Here is a 16,660-nt window from a genome sequence, read left to right as displayed (position 1 = left end):
AGGACACGGCGGGCAAACTGCTACCCAACTTTATCGTAATAAACAACGGCAACCCCGAGTTCACCTCGCTCATCCAAAAAGGGCATGAGAGGGTCATCCGGGCACGGCTTTCGGACGCCAAGTTCTTTTTTGAGTCCGACAGCTCGCTGTCGCTCGATGCCTATGTGGATAAGCTCGCCGGCGTAACCTTCCAGGTGAAACTGGGCTCAGTGTTCCAAAAGATACAGAGGGACGTGCGGCTCTCAGAAGAGATCGCAAAAAGCCTGGGTCTCGGCGAGACCGAAGTGGACTACGCTGTGAGAGCCGCCTATTTATGCAAGGCCGATCTCGTAACTGAAATGGTCGGCGAGTTCCCGACGCTCCAGGGCGTTATGGGGATGGAGTACGCCCGCGTGTCCGGCGAGCCCGAGCAAGTCGCGACGGCCATCTTCGAGCATTACCTACCGCGTTCGGCGGGAGATATCCTGCCCAAAACGACGACCGGGCGCATCGTAAGCATTGCCGATAAACTCGATTCTATCGCGGGCATCCTTGCCGCAGGATTGATTCCAACGGGCTCGGAAGACCCGTATGCGCTTCGCAGGCAGGCGTACGGTATTGTCTCAATAATCCTCGAAAACGATATGGATATTTCGATGCGCGCGATGATTGATCTCGCGCTCGGTCTCTATAAAGACCAGGGAGTAGACTTCGACCAGGATGTAACGGCCGAAATCACTGAAGATTTCATCCGGGGAAGGCTGCGCGCCTATCTTCTCGGGAAGGAATTACCGCTTGAGGTTGTTGAAGCGGTCGGCGGCAGGTCGATCGACGACATGGTCGACATCAGAAGAAGAGCTGAGGCCCTGGCTAAAAAGCTCGATACCCCCGAGATGGCCGATGTCCTAGTCGCCTTCACGAGGTGCAAGAATCTCGCCAAGCTTGAGCTGGGCACAGAAGTCGACCCAGGCCTTTTCCAGGAACCCGCGGAGAAAGAGCTTTACGAGACCCTGGTTGAGGTAGAGAAATATCTAACGCAAGCCGGCAACGATTATCCGTCAGCTATAACTATACTAGCCCGCTTACGGGCCCCGATAGATAAATTCTTTGATGAAGTTCTGGTCATGGCGAAGGAAGAGGATGTTAAAACCAACCGGATTAGGCTTCTTAATTATTGCATGGAGTGCTTCTCAAGTATCGCGGATTTCTCAAAGATAAGCCAGGCATAGCCGGATATAAGTTGTACATAGATCAGACACACAACAGCCACTACAAGGCGTGGGCGCACCGGGCCTTGCGGCTGATTTTAATATATTTAACTTAAAAATATAGAGAGATAAATTAATTTTGGGGGGAATGAAATGCCAGGCAAGACAAAATACGTCTACGATTTCAATGAGGGATCGGCCGACATGAAGTACGTTCTCGGCGGTAAAGGTGCCAACCTCGCCGAGATGACTCGTATCGGTCTACCGGTGCCTCCGGGCTTTACGCTCACAACCGGAGCCTGCAACGAGTATTACCAGACAGGACGTTTCCCGGATGGTCTTCTTGATGAAGTAGACGTACACCTCAACACCTTACAAGAGACGATGGGAAAGAAGCTCGGCGATCCAAATGATCCGCTGCTCGTATCCGTACGCTCGGGTGCCCCGTTCTCCATGCCGGGTATGATGGACACAGTTCTCAACCTCGGTATGAACAACGATGCGGTCCAGGGCCTTACGAAACAGACCGGCAACGAGCGGTTCGCGTATGACTCGTATCGCCGCTTTGTGCAGATGTTTGGAAAGGTCGTGCTCCGGGTCGAGGGTGAGCTTTTCGAGGAAGCCATCAACGAGCTTAAGGCGAAGGTTGGCGTGAAATACGACACCGACCTTTCAGCCGATGACTTGAAAGAGCTTGTCGGGACGTTTAAGGGAATCGTCAAAGAGCACGCCGGAATAGACTTCCCGACAGACCCGAAGGAGCAGCTGCACTTATCGATCGAAGCAGTCTTCAAAAGCTGGGGCAACAAAAGAGCGATCGACTATCGCAAGCTCTATAAGATTCCGGACGACCTCGGCACTGCCGTTAACGTGCAGACCATGGTCTTCGGCAACAAAGGCAATACCTCTGCGACTGGCGTTGCGTTCAGCCGCGATGCCGCAACCGGTGAGAACTATCCCTATGGCGATTATCTTATCAACGCCCAGGGTGAGGATGTCGTAGCCGGCATCAGGGTCACCCAGCAGCTTACCAACCTGAAAAACGAGATGCCTGAGCTTGCCGACCAGCTCTTCGGGATTCTGATAACGCTCGAGAAGCACTATAAAGATATGTGCGATACCGAGTTTACCATCGAGCAGGGCAAACTCTGGATGCTCCAGACCAGGATCGGCAAGAGAACCGCTGCCGCGGCTTTGAGAATCGCGGCCGATATGGTTACGGAAGGCTTGATAACGAAAAACGAGGCCGTTCAGCGAATCGATCCAGAGCAGCTCGACCAGCTTCTTCACCCACAGTTTGACCCTAAAGCGAACGTCCAGGTCTTAACAAAAGGCCTTAACGCGTCACCGGGCGCTGCGGTCGGTAAAGTCGTGTTCGATGCCAATACCGCAGAAGAGATGGCTGCACAAGGTGAGAAAGTAATCCTCACCCGCTGGGAGACTACCCCGGATGACCTGCACGGTATGGTCGCGGCACAGGGAATCTTAACCAGCCATGGCGGTAAGACCAGCCACGCGGCGGTTGTCGCGCGCGGTATGGGCAAACCCTGTGTGTGCGGCGCCGACGCCATGCTGATCGACGCGAAGAATAAAGTATTCTCAGTTGACGGCACCCAGGTAAAAGAGGGTGACATTGTATCGATCGACGGCACTACCGGCCGTGTTGTTCTCGGTGAAGTGGCGCTTGTCCCGCCGACACCGACCAAGGAATTCGATTTAATTCTTGGATGGGCGGACGGGATTAGAAGACTTGGTGTTCGCACCAACGCCGATACCCCGGAGGATGCGGAAAAAGCCCGTCAGTTCGGGGCCGAGGGTATCGGGCTCTGTCGTACCGAGCATATGTTCCTCGGCGACCGCCTACCGATCGTCCAGCAGTTTATCCTGGCAAAAAGCAAAGAAGAGCAGGAAGATGCGCTCACAAAGCTTCTTAAAGTCCAAAGGGACGACTTCATCGGCATCTTCAAGGCCATGAACGACCTGCCGGTTACCATCAGGTTGCTCGACCCACCGCTCCACGAGTTCCTTCCGAACCCGACAGATTTGAAAGTCGAGCTCACCAGGATGGAGATGAGCGGTGCACCCGCAGCCGAGATGGCGCCAAAGCAAGAGCTTTTAGACAGCGTCGAGAAGATGGCCGAGATGAACCCGATGCTGGGCTTACGCGGCTGCCGACTCGGTATCATGCACCCCGAGCTTTACGCGATGCAGGTGCGCGCCATTATGGAGGCCGCCTGCCAGTTGAAGAAAGAGGGTCTCAACCCGAGAGTCGAGATCATGATACCGCTGGTCTCAGTAATCAACGAACTCAGCACACTTCGTGAGGAGAGCGAAAAGGTGGTCGCCGAAGTCATCGCCGCTACCGGCGTCGATGTCGATTACAAAATCGGGACCATGATCGAGATTCCTCGCGCTGCCATAACCGCGGACGAGATAGCGACCGTTGCCGACTTCTTCTCCTTCGGCACGAACGACCTCACCCAAATGGCGTTCGGCTTCAGCCGCGACGACATCGAGGCAAAATTCCTGCCACGGTATCTCGAGCGCAAGATCCTGCCGAGAAACCCGTTCGAGACAATCGACGACGGCGTAGCGAAGCTTGTCGCAATGGGCTGCGAAGGCGGCCGCAAGACCAACCCTGATTTAAAACTGGGCGTTTGCGGTGAGCACGGCGGCGACCCCGACTCGGTCAAGAAGTTCCATGCGATAGGTCTGACCTACGTAAGCTGCTCGCCGTACCGCGTGCCACTCGCAAGGTTGGCTGCGGCCCAGGCGGTTCTTGGCGCAGGCGGCTCGACAGCATAAGATGCGGTAATAGAAGCAAATAACGATGCATCGAAATAACTTTAAGGGGCGGAGACCAACTTCGCCCCTTTATTATATATTTCCTAATAATCTGCCGGTTTGCAATCAAGACCCGCTACTCTTTGCCGATATTGTGCTCGATTGCTTTATAAGATAAACACAGGAGTCACAATCGCGGATAAAAGCCAGTATGCACTAGATACATTAGCACTCGAAGTTGATTTTGTTACGTAGCACTAGGAGGAAATACAGTTGAAATACGCAGGCTTTTTGAAGGGCAAGGTGCAAAGCGCACGGTTCCTTGCCGTATTTACGGTGAGTCTTATAATTATTACAGCAGTCCTAGCTCCACTGGCGGTGGCTATCCCGTTTAACCCAACCGATACTTTTTTCTCAGGATATGGTTCTCCAGGTAATCCTACCTTGTCGCTAGCTCCGCTTGGGGAATTGAGCCTGCAGCACTCCGGTTCCATGCTTACCTGGTCAGAAGCGACAGATACGGTAGATATAGACTGCCGCAGAGTCTGCGAGGATGACACGTATACAGGGTTGGTGCCATCAACCAGTACTGCTGGAACCCTTAGCGCTGGCAGTAGCGAGGCAGCAAGTGGATCACCCGAGACCAGCACCTATGAGACTACCCAAACTACCAGCACACGGTTTATGCCAAACTCGCATTTTAGCGATCTAGGTATATCGCATTGGGCTCAAAGTTGCGTCTCGGCTCTCGTCGAGCGAGGTATCATCGAAGGATACAAAGATGGTTCATTTAGACCGGCAGCGACGGTTACCCGTGCGGAGTTCGTCAAGATGATTTGCCTGGCACAGGGTTGGACTCTTATCGATCCTGCAGCGCCATCCTTTAATGATATACCAAGCGGTACCTGGGAATTCAAGTATGTGGAGACGGCCAAGGCACACAATGCTATCTCTGGATATCCAGATGGTAACTTCGGTGCGACTAACAAGATCACCCGTGCTGAGATCGTTGTCATTATTACCAAAGCAATGAATCTAACTGCTAGCGCAAGTGAACTAAAAGATATTTCGGGGCATTGGGCGGAAAATTCGATTAATTCCTGCGTGGAAGCCGGCATCGTTAAGGGATACCAAGATACTACCTTCAGACCTAACAACACGGCTACTCGCGCCGAGGCCGCCAAAGCAATCCTTGGGGTGTTTGAGATAACCATGAATACGAGTGTATAGCTATACGTGTAGCATTAGGGCTTTGCTGTATACGATAGACGGGGGATGCCTTCAAAGCGTGAATGGTATCAAAAGAGATTAAAGCCATACTACACTAATCCGATATAGGAATTATCTTTAATAAGCAGGTGGGAAGATGAGCAAATGCAGCAAAGTAAGCGATAAGTATTCATATCTCTCAGTGAAGCTCAGTTTAATATCAATAATAATCCTCTCGGTTATCTTCAGCCTGTATGCCTATTTTTCCTATAAGGATTTGGTTTCCGTCATCGACGGACAGTATACCGAACGCGCCAGTTCGATTATCGCAATGGCCGATACCGATATCACGAGTAAGGTCAACCTGAACAACTCTCTCTATCTGCAGCGGGTCTGCAGCAAGCTTATGGATGCAAACCCCGATGTGATGGGTGCCTCGTTCTATACCGTGAGAGCCAGAGGCAAGGTGACCAGGATCGCCGGTAACAATTTCGGACAGATGGATAAAGAAGCACAAGCCCACTATGCATCTCTTCTGAAGAGCCATAATTTTGTCTGGCAGGAAAAATCCACCAGCAAAGAAGGACATGTTGTCGAAGTGCTGGCCCCGATTTATCTGAACGGAAAAGCGGAGGCCATATTCGGTATGTATATGGATCTTAAATCAAAGGACCTTGCGATTAACCGCTATATCGCACGCGTCATACTCTACGCGTTCTTAGGCCTAATAGCGCTCGCACCGCTTCTTTATAACAGGTTCAGCAAAGAAGTGTTCGGCCCGCTGCGGAAGCTTATCGAGGGCACTCAGGAAGTGGCACAGGGCAACCTGGAAAAGCGAGTTAACCTTAATCGTAAGGATGAACTCGGCAAGCTGTCAAAGGAATTCGATAATATGACCGAGGCGCTGCAGCAGAGAGAAGAAGAAACGCTGTGCGAACTTGAACGCATCAAGGAAAAGTGGAGCGAAGCCGAAGAGAAGTCCCGCACGGATTTCCTGACCGAACTCGATAACCATCGCTCCTTCCATGATAGGCTCGAAGCAGAGCTTAACCGTTCAGCCCGGCTTGGGGTTCCGGTGTCGCTCCTCTTTTGCGATTTAGACAAGTTTAAAGATTTTAACGATGTCAACGGCCATCTCCTCGGCGATAGAGCACTCTTCGAGGTAGCAGAGATAGTGAAGATCTCCATTCGAAATTATGATGTCGCCGCCCGTTATGGTGGAGAGGAATTCGTTGTAATCCTCCCAGGGGCTAATCAGGAAGATGCCATGCTGGTAGCGGAGCGAATCAGACATAACGTCGAGATTTACGGTTTTACCGGCAAAGACGGCATTAATAAGATGACTATAAGCATCGGCATCGCCACTTTCCCAGGTGATGCACGAGACAAGGTAACTCTTATAGCCGCGGCAGATCATGCGATGTATGAATCCAAGAAGCACGGCAGAAACACGATAACCTTGTTTGAGCCCACACATACCTTGAATTCCGGCTCATCAAAAGTTTCCTAATCTACAATCACAATCCCAGCAATCGTGCGGGATTCTCACTCAAGAACTTACGCGCTACATCCTTGCCGAAAAGGCGCTCAACGTATTCACGTTCGGTTTTGTGGTCCCTAAAGGGAAAATCAGTGCCGAATACGATGCGATCGGGCCCGATCTTCTCGGCGAGTGAAGCGAAAAGCCCATCATCTATCCTGGTTGGCAGATAGGCGGTATCGAAATAGACGTTATCAAAGCCGAAGAGCTGCTCTACATCATCCCACGCCCGGTAGCCCCCAAAATGGGCAAGAACTATCGTAAGGTCGGGGAATGACGTAATAACGTCGAGGAACTGCTTTGGCTGGCTGAACTCGCCTTTGACGCCGCCTTCCTCGTCACCGGTATGGAAGACGACAATCAAGCCAAGCTCGGCGGCGCGCTTGTAAATTGGAAACATGCGTCTATCGTCGGGGTAAAACCGTTGGGCGTTCGGCTGGATTTTAAATCCTTTCAGCCCGAGTTCAGGAAAGCGGTCGAGTTCTGCTGGGTCGTTTTCAATATGGATCGAGCCGAACGGGATCAAGGCCTCGTATGTCTTGCCAAGCTCTGCATACCAGTCGTTAAAGCGCACATGTTCCGGGCGGTTGGCGATCGAGAGCAGGACGACTCTATCGATATCGCCGTGAGCCGCAGATTTCAGAACATCCTCAACCACAGCGTTATGGCGCCGCTTAACACCATAAATCTCCTCCATCTTACCGATCAGCTTCTCGGCTACATCCTCGGTAAAAACATGTGAATGAAAATCAAATGTCAGCGCCATATCTCTCCAAACTTAAAGCGTAGCTTAATGGTCTCTATTACAATAGCACAGGTAAGAGCAGCATAGAAGCCGGGGGAATTACGAATTGATGGGGTCTAGGAAGTGGGTTCTAGTAAGCAGTAGGGAGTATGCAGTAGGCAGTGTGTGGGTTGAGAGCGTAGGTTTAAAGTAAGCAGTAAGCAGTAGATAGTGTATGGGGCTTGGTGGTTAAAAATAACCAATAATAATTACTCTACCTTGCAGGAAAAATATGGAACACGGCGAAGTAGTAACAGCACCCAACGTAAGTGCACGAGATATTACATAGTACAGATTTGATTATTTACTCAAATTTCTGCTTAGATTAGTCTATTTGCTGAGAGGAAGGAACCTGTATCCTAGATTTTTATCTTCTGGATTCTGACTCCTGACTCCTGGCTACTACGCTTTTTGGGGGTGGTTGGATGAAAGAAGTTTTGGTAGTTGCGATTAACGGCAGTCCGAATAAGGATGGAAATACCGCGTTCTTGCTTGAGCAGGTATTGCAGGCGGCGGCTGAGGCCGGGGCGGAAACGGAGCTGTTGCACTCAATGCAGATGCTTCAAGACCAGGATAAACCGTATTGCGATGCTTGCAGTTCTCCATGTAACGAGAGCTGTTATGAGGATACCGCGCTTGAGAAGGCCTTTGAGACTATGGCCAAAGCGGATGCGCTTGTTCTCGGAAGCCCTGTTTACTTCGGAACGATATCGGCCCAGCTCAAGGCGATTTTTGATAAGAGCAGGGCGGTGCGCGGCAGAAAAGAGCTTGCCGGAAAAATCGGCGCCGCTGTCTCGGTCGGCGCGTCTCGCTTTGGCGGTCAGGAAACAACGGTGCGGGCGATACATGATATCATGATGGTCCATGGAATGGCCGTCGTATCGGATTCCTCGATTTCGGCGACTCTCGGCCATCATGGGGTCTGTGCGCAAAAGCCGGCGCAGGATGATGCCGATGCAATAAAGAGCGCGCGTGTTATCGGCGTACGCCTGGTCGAAGAAAGCACGAAGTAAAGCTTACAGGCAGCGACTTATAGCTAATTACACTACGTATAGTAATGGTGGATTAAATGAAGCAGCATACTTTAACACCACGAGAAGTGACCGAACACAACGAAATCGAATCACTGGCTAAAAACGCCCAGCTTAGCGTCAATACAAAAGGGCGACAGACGCCGATTGAACCATGTCCTTTAAGGACATGTTACCAGCGCGACCGCGACAGGATCATCCATTCAAAGGCGTTTCGTCGTTTGATAAATAAGACACAGGTCTTTCTCGCGCCCGAAGGCGACCACTATCGCACGAGGCTTACCCATACGCTTGAGGTAAGCCAAATCTCACGCACCATCGCACGGGCGTTACGCTTGAACGAGGACCTGGCAGAGGCAATCGCGCTGGGGCACGATTTAGGACATACGCCGTTCGGCCATATCGGCGAATCGGCAATTGGCGAGATATTTAAGATACTCAAAGCGAGAGGTTACCGGGAGGTGCCCGACCACTTCGAGCATAACGAGCAGAGCCTTCGCGTAATCGATGTTATCGAATATAACGGCAAAGGCCTGAATCTGACATGGGAAGTGCGCGATGGAATTCTCAATCATACGGGCGATACCGATCCGGATACGCTTGAAGGCAAGATCGTAAAAATCGCCGACCGCATCGCCTACATAAACCATGATATCGATGACGCGGTGCGGGCGGGCATTCTGGATATAAAAGAGATTCCCGGGCGCATTCTCGATCTTTTCGGCAAGCACCAGGGGCTTCGCATCAACAACATGGTAAGCGACCTCGTGCAGTACAGCAAAGACAAGGGTAGTATCTCGATGAGCCCCGAGCGCATGGAAGCGATGAATGAATTACGTGGGTTTTTGTTTGATAAGGTGTATCTTGGTTCGGCCGCAAAGTCCGAAAACGATAAAGCCAAGAACGTCATCTCAAGTCTTTTCTTCCTGTATCTGGAGAACCCGGGGCTGTTGCCTATCGAATTCCAGACATCCCAGGCGAACGAGCTTCCGATAAAGGTCTGCGATTATATCGCCGGCATGACCGACCGCTATGCGATAAAGACCTTCGAAGAGCATTTTATCCCAAAGGTCTGGATGGTCTAGGGAATTGCGAATGTCGAATTACGAAGTAGAACATTTTGAAGAGGTTTGAATAAACAGCGGGCTTAACCCAGAAATCACAGGTGCCGCATGACTGATTTCAAAGGTCGGATAAAAGAAGAGGATGTAAACGCGGTTCGGGAGCGCAGCAACATTGTTGATGTGGTTTCGGATTACGTTGCGCTTAAGAAAAAGGGCAGGCTGTTCTGGGGTTTGTGTCCGTTTCACCAGGAGAAGACGGCTTCATTTAAGGTCGATTCGGCGGCACAGCTCTTTCATTGCTTTGGGTGCGGCGAGGGCGGCAACGTTTTTACTTTTGTGATGAAGGTCGAGCACCTTGAGTTTCCCGAGGCCGTCGGGCTTCTTGCCGACCGTATCGGCTATGAGCTGCACTACGATACGAACAATGCGCCGGAGTCATCGAAGAAAAGCCGTATTCTCGAGGTCAACCGTTTCGCTTCGATGTTTTACCAGTATATTTTACTGAAAACCAACGAGGGTTCTCGCGGTCGCCTTTACTTAAAGAATCGGGGTCTTCATGACGATATTGTAAAAAGGTACGGGCTCGGATTAGCCCCACAGGCCTGGAGTTCTGTTGGAAATTACCTTACAAAGAAGGGGTTTTCGCAAGCGGAACTCGTTGAGGCCGGCCTTGTCATAAAAGGCTCCAAAGGATATTATGACAGGTTTCGCTCGCGGCTGATTTTCCCCATCACCGATATCAGGGGACGCGTAATCGCTTTTGGAGGCAGGATTCTCGATACGGGGGAGCCCAAATACTTAAACTCTCCGGAGACACCGGTCTACCACAAAGGCTCAACGCTCTATGGTTTGCACGTCGCGAAAAACGAGATTGTCAGGCTCGGTACCGTTTTAGTCGTCGAGGGCTATACCGATGTAATTGCCCTGGCGCAGGCCGGTATAAGCAACGTAGTTGCAACCTTGGGGACGGCGTTTACAACCGAGCACGTTGTACTCCTAAAAAGATTTGCAGAACGCGTCATCCTGGTTTTTGACGCAGACGCGGCGGGGATAAAGGCCGCGGAGAGTGCCGGTTCGCATTTATCAGAATTCAGACTTCCGAAAATGGAGGCGTTACGGGATTTGGAAGAGGGCAGTGCTTCAGGAATCGACGTGAGGGTGATCATTCTCCCTGAAAAACAAGATCCGGCGGATTACATCGGCTCGCAAAGCGCGGATGCATTTCGCAAGCTGGTCGATGGCGCTGAGCCGTTCTTTGATTTCTATTTGACAAGAGAGATCGATAAATATAATATCAGTGAGATACGGCAAAAAGAGCAGGCCGCAATAGCTGGATTTAAACTCATCGCAACACTCGAACACCCGGCTTCACAAAAAGTCTACCTCAGCAAAATCGCGCAACGATTAGGGCTTGATGAAGAAGCACTCACAGTAAAATTCAATGCCATGTTTAAAAAAGACGCGGCAGTACGCAGTGAGGCGAAAGAAACGTTACTTGACCCACAAGAAAAAACCGAGAGAATCATTCTTCATTTAGCGCTCAAGTACCCAATAATCCGGGGCAAAATACTAGATGAAATAGACGAGAGTTACTTTGTTTCACCGGCTCACGCCAGGTTGTTCGCAGTTTTAAAGGACATCGGCGGGGGTACATTTGACGCAGGAGCACTGGTTAATATTGACAAACGGCTTGAAGCTAAAGCAACTGAGCTATTCATGACCGAACTTGGGTACGAAGAGGAAAATTTATCAAAATATTTTGAGGATATTTTGATATCGCTCAAGGATTTTCACTATACACGTCAAATTAATAAACTTAAGCAGCAGCTTCAGTCTTCGATGATTAATAGAGACGAAGCAGAACACGATGCATTCGAGGAACTAATAGCTCTTGAAGCTAAAAAACGGGACCTGCGCCAAAAAGGGACCGTAGTTTGATTGGGGGAAATTAAAGGGTGGATACCCGCATAAACGAGCTTGAAATCCCAGAAGTAAAACAACTGATCGCAACGGGCCAGGAAAAAGGCGTCCTTACCGCGGACCAAATTAACGATGCTCTTGAAACGTTCGATTTAACAAGCGAGCAAATTGACAACATCTATACTCACTTGTTCAATGTCGGCGTAGAGATTATCGATATAAGTGATGACAACGCGGCCGAGGGCGAACTGAATGTCGACCTGGAGGTAGCTGAAATCGAGGTTATTCCCAAAGAGGAAGAAGAGGCAGAAGAGAAAGTCGTTCCAGAGATCGACCTCTCCGTTAAGGCCCCGACGAACGATCCCGTGCGCATGTATCTCAAAGAGATCGGCAAGGTGCCGCTTCTTACCGCTGCGGAGGAAGTCACGCTCGCTAAGAGAATCGAGGCGGGGGAGAAAGCCACCGAAACGCTCGAGCGTGAAGAAGAAAGCCTTCCAAGGGATGAGGTACGCAAGCTGCGCAGGGTCGAGCGCGATGGGATGAATGCTAAGAAGAAGCTTGTTGAGGCGAACTTGAGGCTGGTCGTGAGCATCGCAAAACGCTATGTCGGACGCGGAATGCTTTTCCTCGACCTGATCCAAGAGGGAAACCTGGGTCTTATCCGCGCGGTTGAAAAATTCGATTACCGTAAGGGATATAAGTTCAGCACCTATGCAACCTGGTGGATACGCCAGGCTATAACACGAGCAATTGCCGACCAGGCACGCACGATTCGTATCCCCGTGCACATGGTCGAAACAATAAACAAACTGATTCGAATCCAGCGCCAGCTGCTGCAAGAACTCGGGCGCGAGCCCATGCCTGAGGAAATCGCCAATGAAATGGGTTTAACGCCGGAGAAGGTTCGCGAGATTCTGAAGATCTCACAGGAGCCGGTCTCCCTTGAAACACCGATCGGCGAGGAAGAAGACAGCCAGCTCGGCGACTTTATCGAGGACCAGGAAGCCGAAGTCCCAGCGGAAGCTGCATCGTTCTCGCTACTGCAGGAGCAGTTGCAGGAGGTGCTTGATACGCTGAGTGAGCGTGAGCGCAAAGTTATTGAACTGCGCTTCGGCCTCATCGACGGCCATCCGAGAACTCTCGAAGAAGTGGGCCGCGTGTTTGGTGTAACGAGGGAACGAATCAGGCAAATCGAGTCAAAGACCCTGAGCAAGCTGCGTCACCCGAACCGCAGCGCAAAACTAAGGGATTATCTGGAATAAAGAACAAAGCTATGGGCTTGTTGTCGTCCCCGTGCTTGTGCCGGTTGTTTGTGTATCGTTTTGGGGAAATCCCATCATACCGGCATGTGGGTTGAAGCGCCCCTGGTAGGGGTTCTTTACCTCGGTCCTGAACACGTTAATCGCTTTATCTCCATGAACAGGGCAGTTGGCCTGGCAAATCCCGCAACCGATACAATTCTCCTTGACCACGTACGGCAGAACGAGCATCATGCCGCTCGGGTCGTATTTGCCGGTATCCTTAAGCGTGATGGCTTTTTCGAGTGTGGGACACAAGCTTGCGCATACCTGGCAGCCATGCCCGGCCACCCAGGGGTAACATCTTGTACGGTCGATTTCGGCTGTGCCGATGACGAACTTTTGTTTCGCCTCAAGTTTTAAGTCCTCTATGGCACCCGTGGGGCACACCATACTGCAGGCATTACATGACCAATCGCAAAAGCCGATACCGAAATCCACATGCGGGGCCCAGAATGCTTCAAGACCGTGTTGTAGAAGCGAAGGCTGAAGTACGTTGGTCGGACATGCCTTCAAACATTCGCCGCAGCGTATGCATTTATCCAGGAATTTATCCTCGTTTAGCGCACCCGGTGGCCTGAGTAATGTCGGGCTCAGAGTCCCTTTGCTCTTGATGGGTGCAAGATAGGCTGCTGCAATCGCACCACCCACTGCGGTAACGGCGGTTCGCCTTGATGGGATCTCTGTCGTAAGCTCAGGCTTCAGACCCCATGAGATCGCCTCCTTCGGACATGTTTTTCGACATTTCATACATGTCATGCAATAGGATACATCGGTTACCAAACCATTGCCGGCAATCGCATCCATTTCGCACTTCTTACTGCACTTCATACATCCCGAACATGTGGCTGCGTCGGTTGTCTTTCTGAAAAGCGATACCCGACCGACGAGTCCCAACAATCCGCCAAGCGGGCAAAGGTACCGGCACCAAAACCTCCGGCCGAGCACATTCAGGCTGACTACGGAGAGGAACAGCATGATTATCCACATACTTGAATCGAAAGCCCTCGGCTCTTTAAACATCAGAATCCCATTTAATTGCTCCGACATGGAATCAATCGTGGGAGCCAACGAAAGCGATGCGTACAAGCCTTCTGCAGCCTTCGAGAGCACCAGGTTTATCGCGGGGAATATCAAAACCGCTGATGTTCTTGTCAGGAGCACGATCGGGTCAAAGATCATAAAAACGCTGATCTTAAAAATGCTAAATATGATAACGATTGATAGCATGACCAGCGGGACGACTTTAAGCTTTCTGAATATCTTCTGGTCGATGCTCAATATCCTGGCAAGGGGAGACAGTAAATCTAAGAACGTTCCCATTGGGCACGCGTAGCCACAGAACACCCTGCCGAAGAGGATACTAACAACAAACGTGATGACCGAATAGAGAAGAATAGAAAGCATTGGCAAGCCCACAATGGCTGATACCAGGGCTACCAATGGATCCGAGGCAAGGAATAACTGAGCTGGAAACAATAGCGTTGACTGTTTCGCGGCAATCCCAAGCAATACGAAGAAGAGTATAAAGAAGAACGCTTGAATTACTCTGCGGTAACTTGACAATCTAAAGCGCATCTTGAGTTTCTTTATTGACCTCCCGGGCTACATCTAACGTTTGAAAACCCTCAGCCATGAGGCTGCTCTTATTGCTTGCACGTGTTAGATCAGCGATTTAGCGTCTCAGCATATTATACATGAAGCCGTTGCCGATTTTAAGAAGCAATTCACACTATTACATCTTTTCTCGGGGATACCGGGCATGAAGAAACTATGCCGCCTGCGCCTATCTTGAAACTTATAAAAATATCCTCTATAATGCTAAAAGTGTGCTTCGGTGCACTTCATTGACAATTGAAAATTGTTATTCCTCGGTAGCTCAATGGTAGAGCATTCGGCTGTAAAGAGTTGCAGCTTCCACAGGTAACTGTGGTTGAAAAATCGGGTGAACTCAGGGAAACCTGATTACCGCAAGGTGTAAGGCAATCCTGAGCCAAGCCTCGACATAATGTCGAGGAAGGTGCAGAGACTATCCCGCAAGGGAGTACTCTAATGTTTAAAGATTAGGGGAAGCGCCCGACTTCCGGCACATAGGTCGGAAGATGATATAGTCCAATCTCCGAAGAAACTCGGAGGCAATTGTAACCGAAGGGTTGTAGGTTCGAATCCTACCCGGGGAGCACATCAGATTCCAACGTGAAAAACCGCTCTGTGAAGCGGTTTTTCTGCTTTTCGGGTATTGTCGTATTACCAATTAGCATTTTCAGTCGTACGGCTTGAATCCTATAAGAACGTCCATATTACCTCTTAGAAATGGCAATTAGGAAGCAAGCTAAAGCCAAGTATCGATTGGCTCTATTATAGTCATTTACCATTCAAGCGTTTGTGTTACAACCAATAACATATACTAAAACCTTGTTAAGATAGAAAGTCTCAATCTGAGCATATACGGCAAGTCAGGAAACAATAAACACGTAATATGTTATTTGAATAATCATGGTGTTCTTGTATACTTATTGAACCGCATTGTTCACGAGTTAGTTGAGAGCAGAAGCAGTAAAGGCATCATTTATTAAATCTACAACATAGCGCTAATTCTCAGAAGCTTATCTTAGTTTTCTTGAATGATAGTAGGAGAAGCGAATGAAATCAAATGCAGCTGGCCAGCTTTTAGGGTATGGAATGCAATTTCCACGTGCCTTATTGCATCTTCTTAAAGGAAGTCCTGGCGATGCTGTATGCGTTGAAGTCCTAGGTGATGTCGCTACTATTAAATCAGATTCGAATGTTATTGCTGAAGAAGATAAAGCATCATCAACAGCCCATAATCCACTAACTAATAAATCAGATGATTTATGGAAAACATTTTCAAATTGGATACAGGCAATCAATGATCATATTCTAGTACACAGTCCCGGAAATAACTCTAACATTATGCCGCAAGTGGATCACCCGTATACGTCCACTTAAACGGCTGTGCCTCTCTGCTGTACTTCTCAATAAAGAAAAGCAGCTTTTCTTTAAGATCATCCGTTGATCTAAAAGAGCCTCTCTTTAATACCTTCCTTGAAAGTATGCTAAAGAATAGCTCGATTTGATTGAGCCAGGATGCATGAGTCGGTGTAAAATGCATCACTATTCTTGGGTTGTCTTTGAGCCACTTTTTAACATCCTTCTGCTTATGAACAGCTAGGTTATCCGCTATTATATGAAGCTCTTTGGCCGGATACGTTTTTTCTATCTCTTTTAGAAAATCTAAGAACTCTATATGGGTGTTTATCTAGTAGCACTTACCCGTTACGCTTCCACTATGCACCTCAAGTGCGGCTATTAACGACTGTGTACCGTGTCGTATATACTCATGCTCTATTCTTTCAACGCGGCCTGGCCCTGGTGAGAGGTTCGGATATCTTCTCTCGAGTGCCTGGATGGATGATTTCTCATCTACCGAGAGCACTACTGCGTTTTCCGGTGGGTTTAAGTATAGTCCCACAATATTTAGCATTTTCTCTTCAAATAAAGGATCGTTTTGATTAAGCCACATCCTGTACTTGTGGGGCTTTATTATTTCATTCTTTAGTACCCTGTGTACCGTCGTCTTGCTTGGCCCTTTGCCGCCTGAACTAAACTCTTTGGCCAGTCCTCTTACGCTAAAGTGGGTTTCACCTTCAGGCGGCGTACACGCCTTAGCCGCTATTTCATGCCTGATGAGAGCATCATATACCCGTGGTCTTCCGCTTCTTTTTACGTCTCTGAGACCATCAAGCCCACTGTTTTCAAATCTTTTTCGCCATTTTATAATCGAGTCTTCACTCATACCGATCTCATTTTTTACATCCTCTA

At 49.6% G+C, this 16,660-nt stretch carries 13 protein-coding genes; 9 read left to right on the top strand and 4 right to left on the bottom strand.

All coding sequences use genetic code 11. From position 1 onward, the window contains the following. The 4 genes from glyS to ACYC56_RS02045 form a co-directional block, all read left to right on the top strand. Nucleotides 1–1,208: glycine--tRNA ligase subunit beta (gene glyS / locus ACYC56_RS02060; RefSeq protein ID WP_461372517.1), on the top strand; the 1,208-nt coding region annotated here is incomplete at its 5' end. 132 nt (nucleotides 1,209–1,340) lie between these two features. Next, the gene (gene ppdK / locus ACYC56_RS02055; protein WP_461372516.1) at nucleotides 1,341–3,992 is read left to right on the top strand and encodes a pyruvate, phosphate dikinase; all 2,652 of its coding nucleotides are present in this window, start codon (nucleotides 1,341–1,343) and stop codon (nucleotides 3,990–3,992) included. A gap of 252 nt (nucleotides 3,993–4,244) precedes the next feature. After that, nucleotides 4,245–5,201 (top strand): S-layer homology domain-containing protein, encoded by a 957-nt coding sequence (locus tag ACYC56_RS02050; protein ID WP_461372515.1) that lies wholly within the window; start codon nucleotides 4,245–4,247, stop codon nucleotides 5,199–5,201. A gap of 136 nt (nucleotides 5,202–5,337) precedes the next feature. After that, nucleotides 5,338–6,690: a GGDEF domain-containing protein gene (locus ACYC56_RS02045; RefSeq protein WP_461372514.1), complete on the top strand. Its 1,353-nt coding sequence runs from the start codon at nucleotides 5,338–5,340 to the stop codon at nucleotides 6,688–6,690. Between the two features lie 7 nt (nucleotides 6,691–6,697). Here the strand turns inward: ACYC56_RS02045 and ACYC56_RS02040 are convergent, their stop codons facing one another. Next, nucleotides 6,698–7,486 carry an amidohydrolase family protein gene (locus tag ACYC56_RS02040; protein ID WP_461372513.1) on the bottom strand — a complete coding sequence of 263 codons (789 nt, stop codon included), beginning with the start codon at nucleotides 7,484–7,486 and terminating at the stop codon, nucleotides 6,698–6,700. A 443-nt stretch (nucleotides 7,487–7,929) separates the two neighbouring features. Here ACYC56_RS02040 and ACYC56_RS02035 point away from each other — a divergent pair, with 443 nt between their 5' ends. The 4 genes from ACYC56_RS02035 to rpoD all read left to right on the top strand — a co-directional run bounded on the left by ACYC56_RS02035 (nucleotide 7,930) and on the right by rpoD (nucleotide 12,781). Beyond that, nucleotides 7,930–8,517 carry a flavodoxin family protein gene (locus ACYC56_RS02035; RefSeq protein ID WP_461372512.1) on the top strand — a complete coding sequence of 196 codons (588 nt, stop codon included), beginning with the start codon at nucleotides 7,930–7,932 and terminating at the stop codon, nucleotides 8,515–8,517. A gap of 56 nt (nucleotides 8,518–8,573) precedes the next feature. Further along, nucleotides 8,574–9,620 carry a deoxyguanosinetriphosphate triphosphohydrolase gene (locus ACYC56_RS02030; RefSeq protein WP_461372511.1) on the top strand — a complete coding sequence of 349 codons (1,047 nt, stop codon included), beginning with the start codon at nucleotides 8,574–8,576 and terminating at the stop codon, nucleotides 9,618–9,620. An 87-nt stretch (nucleotides 9,621–9,707) separates the two neighbouring features. Continuing rightward, the gene (dnaG, locus tag ACYC56_RS02025) at nucleotides 9,708–11,537 is read left to right on the top strand and encodes a DNA primase (protein ID WP_461372510.1); all 1,830 of its coding nucleotides are present in this window, start codon (nucleotides 9,708–9,710) and stop codon (nucleotides 11,535–11,537) included. Nucleotides 11,538–11,554: 17 nt separating this feature from the next. Further along, nucleotides 11,555–12,781 carry an RNA polymerase sigma factor RpoD gene (rpoD, locus tag ACYC56_RS02020; RefSeq protein WP_461372509.1) on the top strand — a complete coding sequence of 409 codons (1,227 nt, stop codon included), beginning with the start codon at nucleotides 11,555–11,557 and terminating at the stop codon, nucleotides 12,779–12,781. 9 nt (nucleotides 12,782–12,790) lie between these two features. On the opposite strand, the gene ACYC56_RS02015 is transcribed toward rpoD, so the two are convergent. After that, complete coding sequence (locus ACYC56_RS02015) at nucleotides 12,791–14,395, bottom strand: 4Fe-4S binding protein (RefSeq protein WP_461372508.1); 1,605 nt, start codon at nucleotides 14,393–14,395, stop codon at nucleotides 12,791–12,793. A gap of 1,065 nt (nucleotides 14,396–15,460) precedes the next feature. Between ACYC56_RS02015 and ACYC56_RS02010 the strand changes: the two genes are divergently transcribed. After that, nucleotides 15,461–15,787 carry a hypothetical protein gene (locus ACYC56_RS02010; protein ID WP_461372507.1) on the top strand — a complete coding sequence of 109 codons (327 nt, stop codon included), beginning with the start codon at nucleotides 15,461–15,463 and terminating at the stop codon, nucleotides 15,785–15,787. Here the strand turns inward: ACYC56_RS02010 and ACYC56_RS02005 are convergent. Together ACYC56_RS02005 and ACYC56_RS02000 are read right to left on the bottom strand one after the other, a co-directional pair. Continuing rightward, the gene (locus tag ACYC56_RS02005; RefSeq protein ID WP_461372531.1) at nucleotides 15,750–16,085 is read right to left on the bottom strand and encodes a transposase; all 336 of its coding nucleotides are present in this window, start codon (nucleotides 16,083–16,085) and stop codon (nucleotides 15,750–15,752) included. The genes ACYC56_RS02010 and ACYC56_RS02005 overlap by 38 nt on opposite strands. Nucleotides 16,086–16,097: 12 nt before the next feature. After that, nucleotides 16,098–16,660: IS630 family transposase (locus ACYC56_RS02000; RefSeq protein WP_461372506.1), on the bottom strand; the 563-nt coding region annotated here is incomplete at its 5' end.

The organism is Candidatus Aquicultor sp., assembly GCF_054640775.1.
The sequence above is the reverse complement of the archived record's forward strand: the minus strand, read 5'-3'. Positions and strand labels throughout refer to the sequence as shown.

What these genes read in the sequence shown, in the direction of transcription:
- ACYC56_RS02045 (WP_461372514.1), top strand. Translation starts at nt 5,338, where the DNA reads ATGAGCAAATGCAGCAAAGTAAGCGATAAGTATTCATATCTCTCAGTG.
- ACYC56_RS02035 (WP_461372512.1), top strand. Translation starts at nt 7,930, where the DNA reads ATGAAAGAAGTTTTGGTAGTTGCGATTAACGGCAGTCCGAATAAGGAT.
- ACYC56_RS02030 (WP_461372511.1), top strand. Translation starts at nt 8,574, where the DNA reads ATGAAGCAGCATACTTTAACACCACGAGAAGTGACCGAACACAACGAA.
- ACYC56_RS02010 (WP_461372507.1), top strand. Translation starts at nt 15,461, where the DNA reads ATGAAATCAAATGCAGCTGGCCAGCTTTTAGGGTATGGAATGCAATTT.
- ppdK (WP_461372516.1), top strand. Translation starts at nt 1,341, where the DNA reads ATGCCAGGCAAGACAAAATACGTCTACGATTTCAATGAGGGATCGGCC.
- ACYC56_RS02040 (WP_461372513.1), bottom strand. Translation starts at nt 7,486, where the DNA reads ATGGCGCTGACATTTGATTTTCATTCACATGTTTTTACCGAGGATGTA.
- ACYC56_RS02015 (WP_461372508.1), bottom strand. Translation starts at nt 14,395, where the DNA reads ATGCGCTTTAGATTGTCAAGTTACCGCAGAGTAATTCAAGCGTTCTTC.
- dnaG (WP_461372510.1), top strand. Translation starts at nt 9,708, where the DNA reads ATGACTGATTTCAAAGGTCGGATAAAAGAAGAGGATGTAAACGCGGTT.